Here is a 19,159-nt window from a genome sequence, read left to right on the forward strand (position 1 = left end):
GACGGAAAACCGCAACACGCTTTTCCCGGAATTGCTTCAACGAAGGAGCAAACATGTCGGGAACTCTCGTGCTCGTGCGCCACGGCCAGAGCGAATGGAACCTGAAGAACCTGTTCACCGGCTGGCGCGATGTCGGGCTGACCGAGCAGGGCACCGCGGAAGCGCTTGCCGCAGGCGAAAAACTCAAGGCGCGCGGCCTGAAGTTCGATATCGCCTTCACCTCGGCGCTGAAGCGGGCGCAGACGACTTGCCAGCACATCCTCGACGTGGTCGGCCAGAGCGACCTCGATACGATCCGCGACCAGGCGCTCAACGAGCGCGACTATGGCGACCTCTCCGGCCTCAACAAGGACGACGCGCGCAAGAAGTGGGGTGAGGAGCAGGTGCATATCTGGCGCCGCTCCTATGACGTCGCGCCGCCCGGCGGCGAGAGCCTGAAGGACACCGGCGCGCGCGTGTGGCCCTATTACCTGCACGACGTGCAGCCGCATGTGCTGCGCGGCGAGACGGTGCTGGTGGCCGCGCACGGCAATTCGCTGCGCGCGCTGATCATGGCGCTGGACGGCAAGTCGGGCGAGGAGATCGTCAAGCTCGAGCTCGGCACCGGCGTGCCGGTCATCTACAAGCTCAACGCCGATTCGACCGTGGCCAAGAAGGAAGTGCTGGAGGGGTGAGGGCTATTCGCAACTCGCTCCGCCGAAGCGGGGAGCGAGTTGTAACGCCAAGCCCGCCCGGCAAGCATTGTCGGGTCTCGAAAAAAGCGCGTTGACACATATCGTTTGCCCGCTTACATGAGCGCCCACCAGCCCAGATGGCGGAATTGGTAGACGCGCACGGTTCAGGTCCGTGTTCCGCAAGGAGTGGAGGTTCGAGTCCTCTTCTGGGCACCAAATTCCCGCTTCAGACGATCTGACGCGATGAGCAAAAAGCCCGGATTTTCCGGGCTTTTTTGTGCCTTGCAACTCGTCTCGAGTTGAACCGTTCCTAACTTGTCGGTTAACCGAGGTTAGGTGATGCCCAAGCCGTTCAAGGAGTGGAAGGTTCTGCCGCATGGCAGGCTCACCCCTGTCGATGACAATATTCTGACGGTGACCGGCGACATACCGATGCCAGTCGGCAACATGACACGGCGCATGACTGTGGTGCGATTGCGCGACCAACGGCTCGTCATCTTCAGCGCCATTGCGCTCGACGACCAGCAGATGCGCGCGATCGAGGCCTTTGGCCAGCCGGCCTTCCTGATCGTCCCCAATGATCATCACCGGCTCGATGCAAAGCCATGGAAGAATCGTTATCCCGCCCTTCAGGTGATTGCACCGCCGGGCGCGCTCAACAGCGTCGGGAAGGCGGTACATGTCGATGCGACACACGGCGACTTTGGCGATCCCGACGTCAAGCTCATCGCCGTCCCCGGAACCCGCGATCGCGAGGCGGCGCTGCAAGTTGACGGACCAAACGGCACGACGCTCGTTCTCAACGATATCGTCGGCAACATCCGCGATGCATCAGGCTTTGCAGGCTGGGCATTGCGCATGATGGGATTTGCCGGTGATGAGCCGCATATACCCTTGCCGGTCAAGCTCACGATGGTGACCGACAAGGCGGCACTCGCAGCGCAGTTCAGACGATGGGCGGAACAACCGGCGCTCAAGCGCATCCTTGTCTCGCATGGCTCCGTCATCACCGATGATCCGCAAGGGGCGCTGCGCAAGCTGGCGACGTCGCTCGGATAGCGAAAGCATAGCGACCAACCTCCCCTTCCGGCCAGTCTCCGAACAAACCGCTTCAAAGCCGGCGACCATGACGCTACGGTCGGTCCATGGCCCCTGCCGTCAGCCCGACCATCGCCGCCCGTCGCGACCAGATGTTTCCCGCCCTCGCCGACGCGGATATCGAACACATGCGCCGCTTCGGCGAAGCGCGAACCTATGCCGCCGGCGAGCATATCGTCACCGCCGGCACGGTTTCGCCCGGGCTGATCGTCATCCTGTCGGGCAAGGTCGAGATCACACAGGCCGGGCTCGGCCCGCGCGAAGCGATCGTCACCCACGGACCGGGCAACTTCATCGGCGAGCTGGCGCAGCTTTCGAGCCGTCCGTCGCTGGTCAATGCCGAAGCAGCCTCGCCGGTCGAGGCCATCGTCATCCCCTCGCAGCGGCTGCGCGACCTGATGGTGCAGGAGGCGAACCTCGGCGAGCGCGTCATGCGGGCATTGATCCTGCGCCGCGTCGGCCTGCTTGAAAGCGGCGTCAGCGGGCCGGTGATCATCGGCCCGCCCGGCAATGGCGACGTGCTGCGGCTTGAGGGGTTTCTGCGCCGCAGCGGGCTACCCCACCGCGCGCTCGACTCCGAAACCGATCCTTGCGCCAAGACTCTGATCGAGCGTTTCCGTGTCGATCCGCACCATCTGCCGATCGTGCTCTGCCCGAACGGCAAGCTGCTGCACAATCCGGGCGAAAGCGACCTCGCCCGCTGCGTCGGGCTGCTGCGGCCGGTCGATGCCGACAAAGTCTACGACGTGGCGATTGTCGGCGCCGGCCCCGCGGGGCTGGCGGCCGCGGTCTATGCCGCCTCCGAGGGGCTGTCGACGATCGTGCTCGACTGCCGCGCCTTCGGCGGGCAGGCGGGCGCTTCCGCTCGTATCGAGAACTATCTCGGCTTCCCGACCGGCATCACGGGCATGGCGCTGATGGCGCGCGCCTACAACCAGGCGCAAAAATTCGGTGTCGAGATGGTGATCCCCGACGAGGTGAAGCTGCTCGGCGCCGACGACGACGTGTCCGGCTACAGGCTCGATGTCGGCGACGGCGAGACGGTGCGCACGCGCACGGTGGTGATCGCCAGCGGGGCGCGCTACCGCCGCCTCGATGTCGCCAACCTTGCAGAGTTCGAGGGCACGTCCGTGCATTATTGGGCCTCGCCCATCGAAGCGCGGCTTTGCCGGGACCAGGAAGTGGCGCTTGTCGGCGCCGGCAATTCGGCCGGCCAGGCGGCGGTCTATCTGGCGAGCCAGGTGCGCAAGGTGACGCTTCTGGCGCGCCGCGACAGCCTCAATGCCACCATGTCGCGCTACCTGGTCGAGCGCATCGAGGCGCAGCCGAACATCGAGGTGCAGCCCGAGACCGAGATCGTGGCGCTCGACGGCCACGACGGCAATCTCGACCATGTACGCTGGCGGAACCGGGCAGCCGGCGTCGAGACGACGCGCCCCATACGCCACCTCTTCCTGTTCATCGGCGCCGATCCGAACACCGACTGGCTGGCGAAATGCAATGTGGCGCTCGACGCCAAGGGTTTCATTCGCACCGGACCGGACGTGGCGCCGGGACACGGCCTGATGGAAACGAGCCGCGGCGGCGTGTTCGCCATCGGCGACGTGCGCTGCGGCTCGACCAAGCGGGTCGCCGCCGCCGTCGGCGAAGGCGCCCAGGTGGTGGCGGCATTGCATGCCTATCTTGCGCGGAACGGCCGCGCGGCTTGAATCGACTGACCGTGACGAACCGGCGAGGAGATCGTGATGGACGAATGCAGGCATACGGACGGCATCAAGGACGTGACGCCGAGCGCGCTCGGCTGCGAGGAATGCCTGAAGAGCGGATCGTGGTGGGTGCATCTCAGGCTCTGCCGCACCTGCGGCCATGTCGGCTGCTGCGACGACTCGCCCAACCGCCACGCCACCAAGCATTTCCACGCCACAAGCCACCCGGTCATCGAGGGCTACGATCCGCCGGAGGGCTGGGGCTGGTGCTTCATCGACGAGGTGTTCATCGACCTCGGCGAGCGGACGACGCCGCAGAACGGCCCGATCCCGCGCTTTGTATAGTTCGCGCGGAATACCAACGGGCGGCATCTGCGAAAGCCGGTTGCCAAGCCGCCTATTTCACCGAACTGGTAACGGTCCGGTCGATGGCGGCGGGATCGCGGTCGTTGCCGGCAAGCGCGCCGATGATCAGCAGGCTTACGATGATCGGGACGAACAGAATGGCGACGCGCGCCTGCACGTAAAAAATGGCGCGCCATTCATTGCGCTTTTCGGGGCTGTCGTTCATCGCGCTCACTCTGTCCTGCCTCCCGGGGCGGGACATAGTAGCCAAGCGTTAAGCAACCTTTTCCAGAACCGTTAACCGGCGGCCGGCAGCGCAAACAATCTGCCGCCGGCCGGCACGACGTCGTCGATGCCGGCGAGCCGCAGGCAGTGCCAGGCCATGGCGTGGTTGGAGGAGGTGACGGGAATGCCGATCCTGCGTTCCAGCCCGGCCACCGCCTCGGCGACGCGCAGGCTGGTGCAGGAGATGAAGATCGCGTCCACACCCGGCGCCGCCGCCATGCGCTCTGCCGCGGCTTCGATCGAATCCAGCGAGATGCGCGCCGCCTCGCGGTCGTCGCGGCGGTCGAAGGTGGCGACGGCGGCGATGCCGAGGCCGCGCCCGGTGAAATAGCGGACAAGGCCCTGGTTGATCTCGGGGGCATAGGGTGTCAGCAGCCCGATGCCCCTGGCACCGAGCGCCCTGAAGGCGGCAAGCGCGCCGGTGACCGGTGTGGTGCAGGCGACACCCGGCCGCGCCTTCCTGATCTCGGCGAAGACGGCCTCCTCGCCGAGCGTCATGGTCGCCGAGGTGCAGCCGAAGCCGACGACGTCGAGCGGAATGCTGGGCAGGATCAGGTCGACGGTCGGCGCGATCCGCGGGCCGATGGCGCGCAGCGTGTCCGGCGTGATGTCGTTGTCGTTGAAGAGCCGGGCCTCGTAGAAGGCGACGCCCGGAATGCGCACCAGCGCGCGGAACTCGTGCTCCAGCGTCTGGTCGGTGGCGAGGATCGCCAGCCCGATCGCCGCGCGCGAGGCAAGCCCGCCATCGAGCTCGGATGGCAATATGCCCAGATCGACCGGCTTGGGATCGACTGGTCCCGAAGAGTGAAGGCGGGCTGCGCTGACGGACATGGCATTCCCTTTCTGGTCGATCTCGGTTCGGATCCCATCCGGGACCCGAGGGTTCAGTTCAAAAGTCCATCCATGGATATGGCCGGCGGGCGGCCGGCGATCAGGTCGGCGGTGATGCGGGCCGAGCCATGCGACATGGTCCAGCCGATATGGCCGTGCCCGGTGTTGAGATAGAGGTTGCCGAGGCGCCGCCGGCCGAATTCGGGCAGGTTGTTCGGCGTCATCGGCCGCAGGCCCGCCCACATCTCGGCGCGGTCGTAGTCGGCGCCCTCGGGATAAAGCTCCTGCGTCACACCCTTCATGAAGGCGAAATCGGCCGGCTTGTGGCTGGTGTCGTAGCCGGCAAATTCCGCCGTGGCGGTGACGCGGATGCGGTCGCCGAAGCGCGAGACGGCGACCAGATTGTGCTCGTCTATCGCGGCGATGGTCGGCGGATGCGGCCGGTTGCCGATCGGAATGGTCAGCGAATAGCCCTTGATCGGATAGATCGGCAGGCTGATGCCGATCGTTTTTGCAATCAACGGGCTGTAGGAGCCAAGCGCCAGCACATAGGCATCGCCCTTGACCGCGCCCTTGTCGGTCCGCACCTGGGTCACGCCGTCGCCCGAGGTCTCGATGCCGGTGATGGTGGTGCCGGTTTGGATCTCGCCGCCGCGCCCGGCGATCTTCGCCGCCAGTGCCCGGGTGAACTTCGCCGGGTCGCCGGTCTCGTCGGTCGGGCAATAGATGCCGCCGGCGATCTTTTCCCGCGCCGAGGCCAGCGACGGATCGAGTGCCACGACGCCCTCGCGATCCAGCAACCTGATCTCCTGCCCGTCCGTTTCCAGGAGCTTCATGTGCTCGACACCCTTGTCGAGCGCCTGCTGGCTGCGATGGAAATACAGGATGCCGCGGTCGTTGCGGTCGTAGTCGATCGCCTCGTCGGCAATCACCTCGCGCAGCACGCTCTGCGAATAGGCGGCAAGGCGATGCTTGAGCAGCGTGTTGCGCCTGGCCTTCTCGGCCGTGCATTCCATCAGGAAGAGCCACGACCAGCTGTAGAGCCTGGGATCGGCCGAGAGCCTGAAGCGCAGCGCCTGATCCTTCAGCATCAGCGATTTCAACAGGATCATCGGCGCGCTGGGCGACGACCAGACGAAGGAATGTCCGGGCGCGATCATGCCGGCATTGCCCCAGCTGGTCTCGGCGGCGACCTGAGGCTGACGCTCGAGGATGACCACCTTGTGCCCATCCTTCTGCAGCTGGTAGGCAGTGGTGACGCCGACAACGCCGCCACCCAACACGATCACGCGCATGACGCCTCCGGAGATCGCAAGCGGAGGCAGTTTAGAATGTGGATTGCGGTGTGCAATGGCACACATACCCGGATGTCAGCGGGACAGCGCCTCCCTCGTGGGCAGGACGATCACAAATGGCGTATCCTTCGTCATTCTAGGGCGGAGCAAGGAGCGAAGCGACGCGCGCAGACCCTAGAATCCATGCCGTGACATTGGCCGTAAAATGCAACTGTCCAGAATAGCGGTTGGCGATAGTGCCAACTAAGGTGGCCACATGACAGGCTACGTCTACATGACCGCAAGCCAGAAAGGCGGCACGATCTACATCGGTGTCACCAATGACCTTGCGCGTCGCATGCCCGAGCACAAGACCGGCCAAGGCTCCAGCTTCACCAGCCGCTACGGGGTGCAGCGTTTGGTCTGGTACGAGGAGTATTTCGACATCTCCGATGCGATTCAGCATGAGACGTCATTGAAGCGCTGGCCACGCCAATGGAAGGTTGAATTGATCGAGAAGACCAATCCGGAATGGTTCGAGCTCTTTCGCGGAATTGGCTGGTAAGTGTTCTGCGCCGTTGCGGCGCTCAGGCGTCACGGCATGGATTCTAGGGTCTGCGCGCGTCGCTTCGCTCCTTGCTCCGCCCTAGAATGACGAAGGATAGGCTGGCAGGACAGAAGGGCCGCGAAGGATCGTGACGACTGCCCCCAAGACCCTCACCCCCGCAAAGCCTGCTCCAGATCCGCGATCAAATCATCGCCATCCTCGATGCCGGCCGACAGCCGTACCAGCGAATCGGAAATGCCGATCGCGCCGCGCTTCTCCGCCGGGATCGAGCCGTGCGTCATCAGTGCGGGATGCTCGATCAGGCTTTCGACGCCGCCGAGACTTTCGGCCAGCGTGAAGAGTTGGGTGCGTTCGAGGAAGCGCTTTGTGCCGGCGAGGTCGCGGTCGAGATCGACCGAGATCATGCCGCCGAAGGCGTGCATCTGGCGTTTGGCGATCTCGTGCTGCGGGTGGCTGGCAAGGCCGGGATAGATGACGCGGCGCACGTCCTTCCGGCCTTCCAGCCATTGCGCGATCTTAAGGCCGTTCGCCGAATGCCGCTCCATCCGAAGCGCCAGCGTCTTGATGCCGCGCAGGGCGAGAAAACTGTCGAACGGGCCGGAGATGCCACCGATGGCATTCTGCAGGAATTTCAGCCGGTCGGCCAAATCCTGGTTGTCGCCGACCACGGCCACGCCGCCGACCATGTCGGAATGGCCATTCAGGTATTTCGTCGTCGAATGGACGACGATGTCGATGCCGAGCTCCAGCGGCCGCTGGATATAGGGGCTGGCAAAGGTGTTGTCGGCGACGGTGAGCAGACCCTTGCTTTTGGCGAGCGAAGCGAGGCCTTCGAGATCGACGATGCGCAGCAGCGGGTTGGTCGGCGTCTCGACCCAGAGCAGTTTCGTCTCGGGGCGGATCGCGGCTTCGACGGCGGCGAGGTCGGTGAAGTCGGCGAAGCTGACCTGCAAGCCCGCCGAGCGCTTGCGTACCCGCTCCATCAGCCGGAACGAGCCGCCATAGATGTCGTCGGTGGCGACGATGTGGGCGCCGGCATCGAGCAATTCCAGGACCGTTCCGATCGCCGCCAGGCCGGAGGCGAAGGCAAAGGCCTTCGTGCCGCTCTCGAGATCGGCGACGGCGCGCTCGAAGGCGAAGCGCGTCGGGTTCTGGCTGCGGGCGTATTCAAAGCCCTTGTGCACGCCGGGCGACTGCTGGCCGTAGGTGGAGGTGGCGTAGATCGGCACCATCACCGCGCCCGTGGTCGGGTCGTGGCTCTGGCCGCCATGGATGGTGCGGGTGGAAAAGGCCAGGCGGTTCTTGCCAGTCGTCGTCATCTTGCGCGGCGCCTCAGATGGTTGATCAGGTCGATACGGGTTATCAGGCCGATGAACTCCTCGCCATCGAAGACGATGGCGACCTCGTTGCGGTCGAAGACCGGCAGCAGCGCGTCGAGCGTCTGGCTGGCCTGCAGCGTGTGCAGGCTGGACGTCATGGCCGTGCGCACCGGCGCGTTGAAACGGTCCCAGCGGCCGTCATAGGGACCGTCGACCTTGGCCAGGATGTCGCTCTCGTCGACGATGCCGACCAGCTTGCCGTCATCGAGAACCGGCAGCTGCGAGACATCGGAGCGGCGCATGCGGCCATAGGCGTTGAGCAGGGTTTCCCCGGGGCCGACGGTCACGATGTCACCAGTGCGCGGCGAGCGCATGACAAGGTCGCGCAGGTCGCCATGCTGCTCATGCTCGTCGAGGCCCTGCTCGGCCAGCCAGATGTCGTCGAACACCTTCGACAGATATTTGTTGCCGCTGTCGCAGACCAGCGTGACGACACGTTTCGGCGATGTCTGCTCGCGGCAATAGCGGAGCGCCGCCGACAAAAGCGTGCCGGAGGACGAGCCGGCCAGGATGCCTTCCTTCGACAGAAGGTCGCGCACCGCCAGCATGCTCTGCTTGTCGGTGATCGAATAGGCTTTCTTGACCAGCGAGAGATCAGCGTTGGGCGGCACGAAATCCTCGCCGATGCCTTCGACGGTCCAGCTACCGGCCTCTATCATCTTGCCGGTCTTGATCAGTGGCGCCAGCACCGAGCCGACCGGATCGGCAAGCACCATCTCGGTCTTCGGCGAATGTTTTGCGAAAAAGCGGCCGACACCGGTGAGGGTGCCGCCGGAGCCGACGCCGACCACCACCGCGTCGACATCGCCGTCGAGCTGGGCAAGGATCTCCGGACCGGTCGTGGTCTCATGCGCCAGCGGGTTGGCCGGATTGGCGAACTGGTTGGCATAGAAGGCGCCGGGCAATTCGGCGGCGATCTTCTCGGCCATGTCCTGGTAATATTCCGGGTGGCCCTTGCCGACGTCGGAGCGGGTCATGCGCACCTCGGCGCCGAGCGCGCGCAGATGCTGGATCTTCTCGCGCGACATCTTGTCGGGCACGACGAGGATGATGCGGTAGCCCTTGGGGATGCCGACCTGGGCAAGGCCGAGGCCGGTGTTGCCGGCGGTGGCCTCGACGATGGTGCCGCCGGGCTTCAGTTGGCCCGCCTTCTCGGCGGCCGCGATCATCGACAGCGCGATGCGGTCCTTGATCGAGCCGCCGGGGTTCTGGCTTTCAAGCTTGACGAACAGCCGGCACTTGCCGGTGTCGAATTTGGTGAGCTCGACGACCGGCGTCTGGCCGATCAGATCGAGCACCGAGGCGTAAGGCGGCCGCAACCGCGCCAAATTATTTTCCGCGGCCTCCGGCGCCGCTTTCCCGTGCACGCTCATGCCCGCTGCTCCATGGGTCGAAACTAGCGTCTTTTCCAGCCGATCGCCGCTGGAAAGAAGATAGATCGTGCCAATCCGGGGGCGAGTAGGGGAATGGAATTTCAGGCAGGAAGAGGACCATCCCTCAATCGAGGCGTCGGCGGGACAGCGCCCCCTCGCGCTGGGCCGATCCTCCACGGCGTTGCGGAATGCGGACGGCCGACCCGGCACCCGATTGGGACTTTGCGGCACGAAAGGCAAATCGACCGTCCCCTTCAACGAACCATGTCGTTCGTTGCCGGCACCGATTTCGCCATGCTAGCCGAGCGCTGCGCGGGGCCAACGCAAGGAACAGCCGATGAAGATTCTTGCCTATGACAATTTCAAGCCCGGCGTCACGCTCGACGACCTCCGGCCCTATCTGCGCGACGAGGTCTCGAATGTCTGGCGGCTTTGGAAGACAGGCATCGTGCGCGAGAACTATGCGCGTGCCGATGTCGGCGGCGTCATCATCGTCTTCGAGCTCGACAGCGTCGAGGAAGCCAGGCGCTACACCGACGATTTCCCGCTGTCCAAGGCCGGCCTGCTGGAATGGCATTTCATCGCCTTCGATGCCCCGCTGCCGCTGGAATATTTGTTCGATCCGACCGTCGACGTCGCAAAACCTTGGGATCGGACGGCAGCATGATCCGCTCCAGCGACGGGATCGAGATCCCGACCAGCCTGGCGGAATGGTGCGATCCGCGCCGCATGGCGCTGGTGGTCTACGACATGCAGGTCGGCATCTGCCGCCAGGTCGAGGGCGCCGCGGCAATCGTCGAGCGCACCGGCATCGTACTGGAAGCGGCCCGCTCGGCCGGCATGCGCGTGGCCTTCACGCGCCATCTGTCGCTGCCGAAGACATGGATGGGCGCCACGCAATTGCGCACCGCCATGGCCTGGCAGCGGCGCGATGACCCCGACGCGGTCGAGCCCTGGTTCCTGCGCGACGCCGACGCGACGCAGATCGTGCCAGAACTCGCGCCGCGCGCGGACGAAGCGATATTCGACAAGCTCACGATGTCGGCTTTCGATTCCACCGCGCTCGGCTTTGCGCTACGTGACTGCGGCGTGCGCGCGATCGCCCTTGCCGGCATCGCCATGGAGATCGGCATCGAACCGACGGTGCGGCAGGCGGCCGACAACGGTTTCGTGGCCGTGGTCATCGAGGATGCCTGCGGCTTCGGCAACAAGGAGGCTAGCGGCCGCTCGATGGCGACGCTGCGCTTCCTTGGCGAAGCCATCGTCACCGATGTCGCCGGCTTTCGCGGCGCGCTTGCCGATGCTCTTTGAGTTAGGCGGCCGCCTCGATGTCGGTGCGGAAGCGCACACCCTCGGCGCGGCCATGTACGTCGCCCCAGTCGTAGAGCGCCTGAAGCGCGGCGGCGAGATCGCGGCCGCGCTCCGTCAGCGTGTAGCGTCCCTTGCCATCGGGCGAGGACTCCAGCGTGACGAAACCGATCTCGACGAGATCGGCCAGGCGCTGCGTCAGCATCTTGTCGGAAAGCGATGGGGTCATCCGGCGCAATTCGGAGTAGCGCAACGGTTGTTCCTTGATCCGCGCCAGGATCACCGTCTTCCACTTGCCGCCCAAAGCGTCGAGGGCGAACTCGACCGGGCAGCCATAAAGTCTACCACGTTGTGTCATGCGACGATCCTAGGCAAGGCCCGGCCGATCGGGAAGCGGAAATCGCCCCGCCATCTGGCGGGGTTGAAGAGCCCGACCTTGTCGGGCAGCGTTTCACAGGAGGAGAGCGACGATGAGTGTGAGGGATCCCAATCCGGTCAATGCGCGAAAGCCGAAGCGCGTGGCGATCGTCATCGCCAATCCGGCCGTCTCGACCACGACCGGGTGGCCGGTGGGCTTCTGGTGGAGCGAGCTTACGCATCCCTGGTTCGCCTTCACCGAACGCGGCTATCAGGTGGAGATCTTTTCGCCTGACGGCGGCAAGTGCGAGGCCGATGCGCTGAGCGACCCGCGCGATCCGTCGGGCTATTCGGAGACCGACCTCATCTCGCTCGGCTTCATTTCGAGCCCGAAACTCTCGGCCATGGTCGACAACACGCGGACGGTGGCCGAGATCGATGTCGAGCAGTTTGACGCAATCGTCGTCGCCGGCGGCCAGTCGCCGATGTTCACCTACGAGCGCGCGACCGATTTGCAGCGGACATTCGTCGCCTTCCATGAAGCCGGCAAGGTGGCGGCCGCGCTCTGCCACGGCACCGCGATACTGCGCTATGCCAGGCGCGCCGACGGATCGCTGCTTGCCGCCGGCAAGACCGTCACCGGCTTTGCCAATGTCGAGGAGGACTTTGCCGACAACGCCACCTGGGCGATGGGCGCGCTCGAACGCGGCAAGCATCTGATGCCATGGCGGATCGAGGACGAGCTGAAGGCGATCGGCGCAAACTATGTCCAGGCCGGGCTGTGGCGCGGCTTTGCCGTGCGCGACGGCAACCTCGTCACCGGCCAGCAGAATTTCTCCGGTGCCGAGACCGCGCGGGTCGTCTGCGAAGCGCTTGGCGGCTGAAGCCAAACCGGACCCTAGATCGTTCAGCTTCGCTCCATGCGCTTTAGGTTTTGATTTTAGGCATGATCCCGAAACCGGTTCCCACTTTCGGGAGACATGCCTTTAACCCAGCAACAGCTTGCTCAGCTTCGCGCATTGGACGCGGATATCCGGAATGGCGTCGATCTCGAAGAAGGTGCCGCGCGTCAGCGGGCCGACGGCGAGGAGCTTCGACGACACCGTGCCGTCGGCCGCGATCAGCTCGCATCCGCCGGTGACGTCGAGGCCGAGGCGCAGCGGATCGGGGCGCGCCAGGGCGCGCTCGACCAGCGAGCGCACGACGCCGTTCGACGTCCTCGAGATGTCGCGGGCGATGCCCATGCAGTCATAGATGCGGGCAACTTCGAGCGTCTCGAGCGCCTGCGTGGCGCGCTGCTGGATCGTGACGGTGAAGCCCGGCTCGATGTCCACGACCCGGCCGGCGACGAGGCGGATGCGGCCCGAGCCGACCGCTTCGGTGACGCGCTCATAGACTTCCGGCGCCATGCGATGGCGATGGATGTCCCACCAGGCCTTGGTGTGCTCGACGAAACGGCGTTTGGCCGAGGACGGCCAGTTCTGCCAGATCTTCTGGTTGAAGGGTCTGAGGCCGTCGACCACGTCGCGCCAGTCGCCGCCGGCCTTCTGGTTCTCGCGAATCAGGTTGCGGAACCAGCCGACGAAATAGGAAAGCTCGGTGCCGAGCGGGATGTCGGCGACGTCGAGCTTGATCGGGTTGCCCTTGCGGTGCGGCGAGGGCAGCAGGCCACGCCGCGACACGGCGACGATCTCGCCACGATGGCCGCGCTGCTCCAGCGACAGGAAGGCGTCGACCATGCTCAAGCCCGTGCCCAGCACCAGGACCGTGGCTTCGGGGTCGAGCGCGGTGTCGGCCTCCGAACCCATGCGGATGGCGCGGCCCTGGAAGGCGCCAGGCTGCTCGTCATGGCCGGTGGCCAGAACGGCGAGATGGCCGACGACGCTGGTGCCGTTGGCCAGGGCCACCTCGACGCCCGACGGGGTCGGCGAGATCGACAGGCTCTCCTCGCGGATCAGGCGTAGCCTTCCCGTCTCGCGCTCGCGCTCCTCGAGATCGTCGAGCAGTTCCTTCAGGTAACGGGCATAGAGGCTTCGAGGCGCGTAGAACGGTCCCTGGTCCGCCTTTGCGAAGCCGCGCTCCAGCACCCAGCGCGCGAAATCACCCGGATCGTCGGCATGGGCGCTCATGCCGGAAGCGTTGACATTGAGCACATGCGCGGAGAGCAGCGTCGAATAGGCCATGCCCTGGCCGAAATGCGGACGCTTCTCGATCAGCGTGACGCGCAGATCGGGGTTTGGCGATTTCAAAAGATGCGCCGCCAGCACGACGCCGCTGGCCCCGCCGCCGACAATGATGATGGAGTTGCCGCGTCCAACCATGGCTGAAATTCAGGTACTGTCGAGGAGCCGCGACCGAGTCTAGGCGGCCGGCGCCGGCCGCCGCGAGGCAGCCCTCAGACCGGTGCCGCGAACGACTGGCCGTATGCGGTTCAGGTGGTCGCGCATCGTTCTTTCTCCCTAATGTCGATAAGGTTACTATACTAACCTGATCGCACACGGAACCTCGTTTCAATTCCGCCGCTATCTGGGGCACGGATTTACCCGGGGAAGGTGACAGGAGGATTTTCGTTCGCTGGAGCGACCACCCTCGGCGATTGGCTGAGCCATCTCTTCTGTTGTCATTCCAGGGCGGAGCAAGGAGCGCAGCGACGCGCGCAGACCCTAGAATGCCGCCGCGGTGCAAAACGACCCCCTGTAGCCACGGGTCTCCGTTCTGCATCGTAGCACCTGTCATGGATGTAACGGCATGGATCCTAGGCTCTCCGCTTCGCTTCGCCCTAGGATGACGAAGGCGCGGTTCGCGCCCACCCCACCATCCCATACCGCGACCGTCCTTTGCGCTTCCGCCGCCGGGACCTGGCGACACTTTTCCAACAAAGCCCCGTTCCTTGGAAGGATTTAACTCTACAAACCCGATAGAATTAACCAACGATAGAAAGGCAATCCGGTTTTGTCAGGATTAGGGAGCCTTTCATGTCAACCATTTCACGACGCATTCTGCTTCTGTCGTCCGCCGCGCTCGCGGGCGTTGCCTATCTCGGCCCGGCCGCGGCGGAGGATCTCAAGATCACCATCGGCTACCAGACTGTGGTCGAGCCTTCGAAAGTGCCGCAGGCCGACGGCGTCTACGAGAAAGCGACCAAGGCGGCGATCGACTGGCGCAAATTCGATTCCGGCGCCGACGTCATCGCGGCGGTCGCGTCCGGATCGGTCGATATCGGCTATGTCGGCTCGAGCCCGCTGGCCGCGGCCGCCAGCCGCGAGCTGCCGATCCAGACCATTTTCGTCGTCGGGCTGATCGGCCCGTCGGAGGCGCTGGTCGCGCGCAACGGCGCCGGCATCGAGAAGGTCGCCGACCTTGCCGGCAAGAAGGTGGCGGTGCCGTTCGTGTCGACCACGCATTACAGCCTGCTCGCGGCGCTGAAGCATGAGGGCGTCGATCCGAAGTCGGTCGAGATCCTCAACCTCAGGCCGCCGGAAATCGCCGCCGCCTTCGCGCGCGGTGACATCGACGCGGCCTATGTCTGGGATCCGGCGCTCGGCCAGATCAAGACATCCGGCAAGGTGGTGCTTGATTCTGCGCAGGTGGCGGCCTGGGGCGCGCCGACCTTCGACGCCTGGATCGTGCGCACCGACTTCGCCGACAAGCACCCGGAAGCGGTGCGCGACTTCGTCAAGGTGACCGGCGAGGCCTATGCCAAATTCCTGGCCAAGCCCGAGGCCTGGTCGGTGTCCTCGCCGGAAGCCGGCAAGATCGCCAAGCTCACCGGCGCCAAGCTGGAAGAGGTGCCGGAACTGCTCAAGGGCTATGTCTTCCCGACGCTCGACGAGCAGGCCTCGGACAAGTTCCTCGGCGGCGCTACGGTCAAGGCGATCGCGGCGACGTCCGCCTTCCTCAAGGAGCAGGGCAAGATCGACGCCGTGCTGCCCGACTACTCGAAATACGTGACGACCAAATATGCCAGCGAGGCGCTCGCCTCGAACTGAGCGTTTCTCCCGGCAATTCCGGAAGGGAGACCGCCTTTCCTGGAATTGCTCAACAAGCGCGGCCCCTCTTCCCTGGCCTTGCGCTTGCCTGCCCCGGGACCGCTTACGAGGAGCGGCCACGGGGCGGGACCCCTCGTTTGACGGAGGCCTGGATCCCGATGCCGCATCTCGCCCTCGACAAGGTCAGCGTCCACTATGACGGCCAGCCGGAACCAGCGGTCGAGCGCGTCTCGCTCGACATCGGCAAGGGCGACTTCGTCGTGCTGGTCGGCCGCTCGGGCTGCGGCAAGACCTCGCTGCTCAACGTCGCCGCCGGGCTGGTCGAGCCGGAGCGCGCCGGGCCACGATCGCCGGCCAAGTCATCACCGCGCCCGGACCGGACCGCGCCGTCGTCTTCCAGAACGATGCGCTGTTTCCGTGGCTGACCGCGCGCGAGAACGTCGCCTTCGCGCTCCGGCTGCGGGGCGTGCCTGCGGACAAGCGGGCGCGGCGCGCCGACGAATTGCTGTCGCTGGTCAAGCTCAACGGCGCCGGCGACAAGCGCATCTGGGAGCTTTCCGGCGGCATGCGGCAACGTGTCGGCCTGGCACGCGCATTGGCTGCCGAACCCGAATTCCTGCTTCTCGACGAGCCGCTCGGCGCCCTCGACGCACTGACGCGCGAACGCATGCAGGCGACGCTGCTCGATCTGTGGTCGGCGGCCCAAGTCGGCGTGCTGATGGTGACGCACGGCATCGAGGAAGCGCTGGTGCTCGCCACCAGGATCGTGGTGCTGGCGCCGGGACCCGGCCATGTGGTGCGCAGTTTCGAGACCCATTTCGGCCGGCGCTATGCCGCGGGCGAGCCGATCCGCGCGATCAAAGCCGATCCGGCCTTTGCCGCCGCCCGCGCGGAGCTGACGGATGTGATCTTCCAGGGAGAAGCGGCATGAGCATCGGCAGCTACACGGTGCGGCCCGGAGCAAAGGTCGGTGAGAATGACGGTCTGTCGGTGCCGTGGTCGCGGCCGCGTCGCAAGCGGACGGGCGTTTCGGCCCGCCTGATTAGCGCCCTCACCATTCTAGCGCTGTTGGCGGCATGGACGGTGTCGGCCAAACTGCAGCTGGTGTCACCGGTCTTCCTGCCCTCGGCCGCCGCCGTCTGGGCGAAGTTCGTCGTGGTCGCCCGCGACGGGTTCGTCGATGCGACGCTGCTGCAGCACGTCACCGCCAGCCTAGGCCGTGTGTTCGCGGCGCTGATCGTGGCGATCGTCGTCGGCGTTCCCGTGGGGCTCGCCATCGGCATCAGCCGGATCGGGCGCGGCGTCTTCGATCCGCTGCTCGAATTCCTGAGGCCGATCCCGCCGCTCGCATATTTGCCGCTGATCGTCATCTGGTTCGGCATCGGCGAGCCGTCGAAGATCCTGGTGATCGCCATTGCCATGCTGGCGCCGGTGGCGCTGTCGACCGCCGCCGGCGTGCGCGGCGTCTCGCGCGAGCGCATCGACGCGGCGCGTTCGCTGGGTGCGACGCGCAGGCAGGTCGTGCGCCATGTCGTTTTGCCCAGCGCCTTGCCCTCGATCCTCACCGGCCTGCGCATAGCGCTCGGCGCCGGCTGGTCGACGCTGGTCGCGGCCGAACTGGTGGCGGCGACGCGCGGGCTCGGCTTCATGATCCAGTCGGCGGCGCAGTTCCTGGTCACCGACGTCGTGGTGATGGGCATTCTGGTGATCGCGACCATCGCCTTCGCGCTGGAATTCGTCATCCGCCGGATCGAGCGCGCGCTGGTTCCCTGGGCGGGCAGGGATTGAGCGAAACAAGGATTGGGCGAAAACAGGGAGAATGACGATGACGCATTCCACCGCGGTGCTTTTCGCCCAGGTCGGCAACTGGCTGCTTGTGAGACCACCGGAGCAGTCGCAAGGCGAACCAAAATCGCCCGCGCCGGTGCGGCTGGACGCCGACCGCGACCGCCTGCCGCCGCGCGACGAGAGTTTCTATTGGGCCTGGCAGTACTGGTCGCAGTGATCAGCCCCCAATAGACCGGTCCTTTCCCTAATCAGCAAACGAGGAGATGCCCATGAGCAACCTAGCCGCCGTCGACCAGATCATTCCGCTAACCGATGTCATTCCGCTCACCGCCCGTGTGGGGGCGGAAATCAGGGGCATCCGCCTTGGCGGAAGCTTGCCTGACGCCACCATCGCTGCAGTCAATCAGCTGCTTCTGAAGCACAAGGTGGTCTTCTTCCGCGGTCAGGACCATCTCGACGATTCCGAGCATGAACTGTTCGCGCGGCGCCTGGGCGATCTCGTGCCGCATCCCACGCAGGGTCCGGTGGCGGGCACGGCCTCGATCCTCAACCTGGATTCGAGCCGCGGCGGAGGCCGCGCCGACCAATGGCACACGGACGTGACCTTCGTGGATGCCTATCCGAAATTCTCCGTCCTTCGCGGCGTCGTCATCCCCGCGGCCGGCGGCGATACCATCTGGTCCAACACGCATGCCGCCTATCAAAGCCTGCCGGCACCGCTCAAACTGTTGGCGGACAATCTCTGGGCCATCCACAGCAATGCCTACGACTATGCCGCGGTGCGGCCGCGCGCCACCGCCGAGGAAAGGAGGCATTTCGAGGAGGTCTTCACCTCGACGGTCTACGAAACCGAACACCCCGTGGTACGCGTGCATCCGGAAACCGGGGAGCGGTCGCTGCTTTTGGGCAACTTCGTGCAGCGCTTCGTCGGCCTGTCGAAGAGCGACTCGGCAAAGCTCTACGAGTTGTTCCAGAGCTATGTGACCACGCCGGAGAACACCGTGCGGTGGCGCTGGCAGGCCGGCGACGTCGCGATCTGGGACAATCGGGCCACCCAGCATTATGCGGTGAACGACTATGGCGACCAGCAGCGGATCGTGCGCCGCGCCACCGTCGACGGCGACGTGCCGGTGAGCGTCGACGGACGCCGCAGCGTCACGCACGTCAAGACGACCAAGCCGGCGGCGAAGGCCGCCTGAAGGTGCCAGGGCTGCAACCTCTTCTCCCCTTCCTGTGGGAGAAGGGGGTGCAGTTCCGTCGGCCGGTCAGAGGCGCGAGCGGTTCGCCCATCTGAGGCCGAGCAGGCCGACCAGCACGGTGACGAGCCCGATATAGAGCCATTGCCTCTGGCCGGTCATGAAGCTGCCGTGGACCAGCCCAAGGCCCTGCAGCGACCACAGCACGCCGATCGCCAGCACGAGCAGCGCCAGCAAATTCCTGATCAGTCGCATCAGCGAGATCCCCCCGGAAAGTCGATCCTCCACCCGAATGCATGCGCAACAAAGGAACCGAAGGAAGCGAAGCTATCGCTCCCTCTTCTACTTGCGGACTGACGGCCGATCCTATTCGGCACTTCCTGCAAACCGGCGCGGTCTTCACAAAGAATACGCCCGGGCACACCGGAAATGTCATGACAAACTGTTTCGCGGCGACTCCAAACGTGTGCATTTGCCATGGAACCGCCAGACGGTCGCCGCATTTCCTGCCTCAATCGACACATACGGCGGGTTGTCTATCAACGGAGCCCACCCCTAAAAGATGAAGAAAACCAACCGCACCGCGCTTGTCGCGGTAACGGTCGCGGCTGGCCTGATGGCTGGCGCCTCGACCGCCTCCTCCGCTGCCGCGCAATGCGGCCGCGCCTCCTGGTACGCGCTGCATTCCAGAACCGCTTCCGGCGAGCGCATGAACCCCGCCGCGCTGACCGCCGCGCACCGCTCGTTGCCGTTCGGCACCAAGCTCAGGGTCACCAACAAGAACAACGGCCGCAGCGTCGTCGTGCGCATCAACGATCGCGGACCTTTCGTCCGGGGCCGTGTGCTCGACCTCTCCCGCGGCGCCGCCACCCAGCTCGGCTTCATCGGCTCGGGCCACACAGCCGTATGCATGGCGCGCGTCTGATATGTCTGACATGTCCGGCAAGACGGCCGGACACATTTCCGACAAAGTTCGGCAACGCACATT

The 19,159-nt window shown here is 65.3% G+C and carries 21 protein-coding genes, 1 tRNA gene and 1 pseudogene; 15 read left to right on the plus strand and 8 right to left on the minus strand.

The features are described from left to right. Nucleotides 1-53: 53 nt before the first annotated feature. The 5 genes from EJ067_RS16655 (at nt 54) to EJ067_RS16675 (ending at nt 3,823) form a co-directional block, all read left to right on the plus strand. Nucleotides 54-674 (plus strand): 2,3-bisphosphoglycerate-dependent phosphoglycerate mutase, encoded by a 621-nt coding sequence (locus tag EJ067_RS16655; protein ID WP_126086716.1) that lies wholly within the window; start codon nt 54-56, stop codon nt 672-674. A 131-nt stretch (nt 675-805) separates the two neighbouring features. Beyond that, nucleotides 806-890, plus strand: a tRNA-Leu gene (locus EJ067_RS16660). 123 nt (nt 891-1,013) lie between these two features. Next, nucleotides 1,014-1,733 carry a hypothetical protein gene (locus EJ067_RS16665; RefSeq protein ID WP_126086717.1) on the plus strand — a complete coding sequence of 240 codons (720 nt, stop codon included), beginning with the start codon at nt 1,014-1,016 and terminating at the stop codon, nt 1,731-1,733. 86 nt (nt 1,734-1,819) lie between these two features. Then, nucleotides 1,820-3,481, plus strand: a complete 1,662-nt coding sequence (locus EJ067_RS16670) for an FAD-dependent oxidoreductase (protein WP_126086718.1) — start codon at nt 1,820-1,822, stop codon at nt 3,479-3,481. Between the two features lie 36 nt (nt 3,482-3,517). Next, nucleotides 3,518-3,823 carry a UBP-type zinc finger domain-containing protein gene (locus tag EJ067_RS16675; protein WP_126086719.1) on the plus strand — a complete coding sequence of 102 codons (306 nt, stop codon included), beginning with the start codon at nt 3,518-3,520 and terminating at the stop codon, nt 3,821-3,823. Nucleotides 3,824-3,875: 52 nt separating this feature from the next. Here the strand turns inward: EJ067_RS16675 and EJ067_RS16680 are convergent, their stop codons facing one another. The 3 genes from EJ067_RS16680 to EJ067_RS16690 all read right to left on the minus strand — a co-directional run bounded on the left by EJ067_RS16680 (nt 3,876) and on the right by EJ067_RS16690 (nt 6,234). Further along, nucleotides 3,876-4,058, minus strand: coding sequence for a hypothetical protein (locus EJ067_RS16680; RefSeq protein ID WP_189510882.1), 183 nt, complete (start codon nt 4,056-4,058; stop codon nt 3,876-3,878). A 62-nt stretch (nt 4,059-4,120) separates the two neighbouring features. After that, nucleotides 4,121-4,939 carry an aspartate/glutamate racemase family protein gene (locus tag EJ067_RS16685; protein WP_126086720.1) on the minus strand — a complete coding sequence of 273 codons (819 nt, stop codon included), beginning with the start codon at nt 4,937-4,939 and terminating at the stop codon, nt 4,121-4,123. A 53-nt stretch (nt 4,940-4,992) separates the two neighbouring features. Next, nucleotides 4,993-6,234: a D-amino acid dehydrogenase gene (locus EJ067_RS16690; protein ID WP_126086721.1), complete on the minus strand. Its 1,242-nt coding sequence runs from the start codon at nt 6,232-6,234 to the stop codon at nt 4,993-4,995. A 256-nt stretch (nt 6,235-6,490) separates the two neighbouring features. On the opposite strand from EJ067_RS16690, the gene EJ067_RS16695 reads away from it, so the two are divergent. Next, a complete protein-coding gene (locus tag EJ067_RS16695; protein ID WP_126086722.1) occupies nt 6,491-6,778 on the plus strand; it encodes a GIY-YIG nuclease family protein in 288 nt (95 codons plus the stop codon). Nucleotides 6,779-6,930: 152 nt separating this feature from the next. Here the strand turns inward: EJ067_RS16695 and EJ067_RS16700 are convergent, their stop codons facing one another. Both EJ067_RS16700 and EJ067_RS16705 read right to left on the minus strand, forming a co-directional pair. Beyond that, a complete protein-coding gene (locus tag EJ067_RS16700) occupies nt 6,931-8,100 on the minus strand; it encodes a cystathionine gamma-synthase (RefSeq protein ID WP_126086723.1) in 1,170 nt (389 codons plus the stop codon). Next, a complete protein-coding gene (locus EJ067_RS16705; protein WP_126086724.1) occupies nt 8,097-9,533 on the minus strand; it encodes a pyridoxal-phosphate dependent enzyme in 1,437 nt (478 codons plus the stop codon). The genes EJ067_RS16700 and EJ067_RS16705 overlap by 4 nt, the downstream gene beginning before the upstream one ends. A gap of 337 nt (nt 9,534-9,870) precedes the next feature. On the opposite strand from EJ067_RS16705, the gene EJ067_RS16710 reads away from it, so the two are divergent. Together EJ067_RS16710 and EJ067_RS16715 are read left to right on the plus strand one after the other, a co-directional pair. Continuing rightward, a complete protein-coding gene (locus tag EJ067_RS16710; protein WP_126086725.1) occupies nt 9,871-10,200 on the plus strand; it encodes a hypothetical protein in 330 nt (109 codons plus the stop codon). Next, entirely contained in the window at nt 10,197-10,844 is a 648-nt protein-coding gene (locus tag EJ067_RS16715) for a cysteine hydrolase (protein WP_126086726.1), read from the plus strand. The genes EJ067_RS16710 and EJ067_RS16715 overlap by 4 nt, the downstream gene beginning before the upstream one ends. A gap of 1 nt (nt 10,845) precedes the next feature. On the opposite strand, the gene EJ067_RS16720 is transcribed toward EJ067_RS16715, so the two are convergent. Continuing rightward, nucleotides 10,846-11,199, minus strand: a complete 354-nt coding sequence (locus tag EJ067_RS16720; protein WP_126086727.1) for a helix-turn-helix domain-containing protein — start codon at nt 11,197-11,199, stop codon at nt 10,846-10,848. A gap of 112 nt (nt 11,200-11,311) precedes the next feature. Here EJ067_RS16720 and EJ067_RS16725 point away from each other — a divergent pair, with 112 nt between their 5' ends. Next, nucleotides 11,312-12,082: a type 1 glutamine amidotransferase domain-containing protein gene (locus EJ067_RS16725; RefSeq protein ID WP_126086728.1), complete on the plus strand. Its 771-nt coding sequence runs from the start codon at nt 11,312-11,314 to the stop codon at nt 12,080-12,082. Nucleotides 12,083-12,184: 102 nt separating this feature from the next. On the opposite strand, the gene EJ067_RS16730 is transcribed toward EJ067_RS16725, so the two are convergent. Beyond that, a complete protein-coding gene (locus tag EJ067_RS16730; RefSeq protein ID WP_126086729.1) occupies nt 12,185-13,519 on the minus strand; it encodes an FAD/NAD(P)-binding protein in 1,335 nt (444 codons plus the stop codon). Between the two features lie 654 nt (nt 13,520-14,173). Between EJ067_RS16730 and tauA the strand changes: the two genes are divergently transcribed. From tauA to EJ067_RS16755, 5 genes and pseudogenes are all read left to right on the plus strand, one after another. Further along, nucleotides 14,174-15,187 carry a taurine ABC transporter substrate-binding protein gene (gene tauA, locus EJ067_RS16735; RefSeq protein ID WP_126086730.1) on the plus strand — a complete coding sequence of 338 codons (1,014 nt, stop codon included), beginning with the start codon at nt 14,174-14,176 and terminating at the stop codon, nt 15,185-15,187. Nucleotides 15,188-15,345: 158 nt separating this feature from the next. After that, nucleotides 15,346-16,118: pseudogene (locus tag EJ067_RS16740) on the plus strand (taurine ABC transporter ATP-binding protein). Continuing rightward, nucleotides 16,115-16,975, plus strand: coding sequence for an ABC transporter permease subunit (locus EJ067_RS16745; protein ID WP_126086731.1), 861 nt, complete (start codon nt 16,115-16,117; stop codon nt 16,973-16,975). Before EJ067_RS16740 ends, EJ067_RS16745 begins: the two are co-directional and overlap by 4 nt. Before the next feature lie 37 nt (nt 16,976-17,012). Beyond that, complete coding sequence (locus EJ067_RS16750) at nt 17,013-17,192, plus strand: hypothetical protein (protein WP_126086732.1); 180 nt, start codon at nt 17,013-17,015, stop codon at nt 17,190-17,192. 52 nt (nt 17,193-17,244) lie between these two features. Further along, on the plus strand, nt 17,245-18,174 hold the full coding sequence (locus EJ067_RS16755) for a TauD/TfdA family dioxygenase (protein WP_126086733.1): 930 nt from the start codon (nt 17,245-17,247) through the stop codon (nt 18,172-18,174). A 66-nt stretch (nt 18,175-18,240) separates the two neighbouring features. On the opposite strand, the gene EJ067_RS16760 is transcribed toward EJ067_RS16755, so the two are convergent. After that, nucleotides 18,241-18,426 carry a hypothetical protein gene (locus EJ067_RS16760; RefSeq protein ID WP_126086734.1) on the minus strand — a complete coding sequence of 62 codons (186 nt, stop codon included), beginning with the start codon at nt 18,424-18,426 and terminating at the stop codon, nt 18,241-18,243. Between the two features lie 307 nt (nt 18,427-18,733). Between EJ067_RS16760 and EJ067_RS16765 the strand changes: the two genes are divergently transcribed. After that, the gene (locus tag EJ067_RS16765; RefSeq protein ID WP_126086735.1) at nt 18,734-19,096 is read left to right on the plus strand and encodes a septal ring lytic transglycosylase RlpA family protein; all 363 of its coding nucleotides are present in this window, start codon (nt 18,734-18,736) and stop codon (nt 19,094-19,096) included. Nucleotides 19,097-19,159 lie beyond the last annotated feature (63 nt).

Source organism: Mesorhizobium sp. M1D.F.Ca.ET.043.01.1.1 (assembly GCF_003952385.1).
GTDB lineage: Bacteria > Pseudomonadota > Alphaproteobacteria > Rhizobiales > Rhizobiaceae > Mesorhizobium.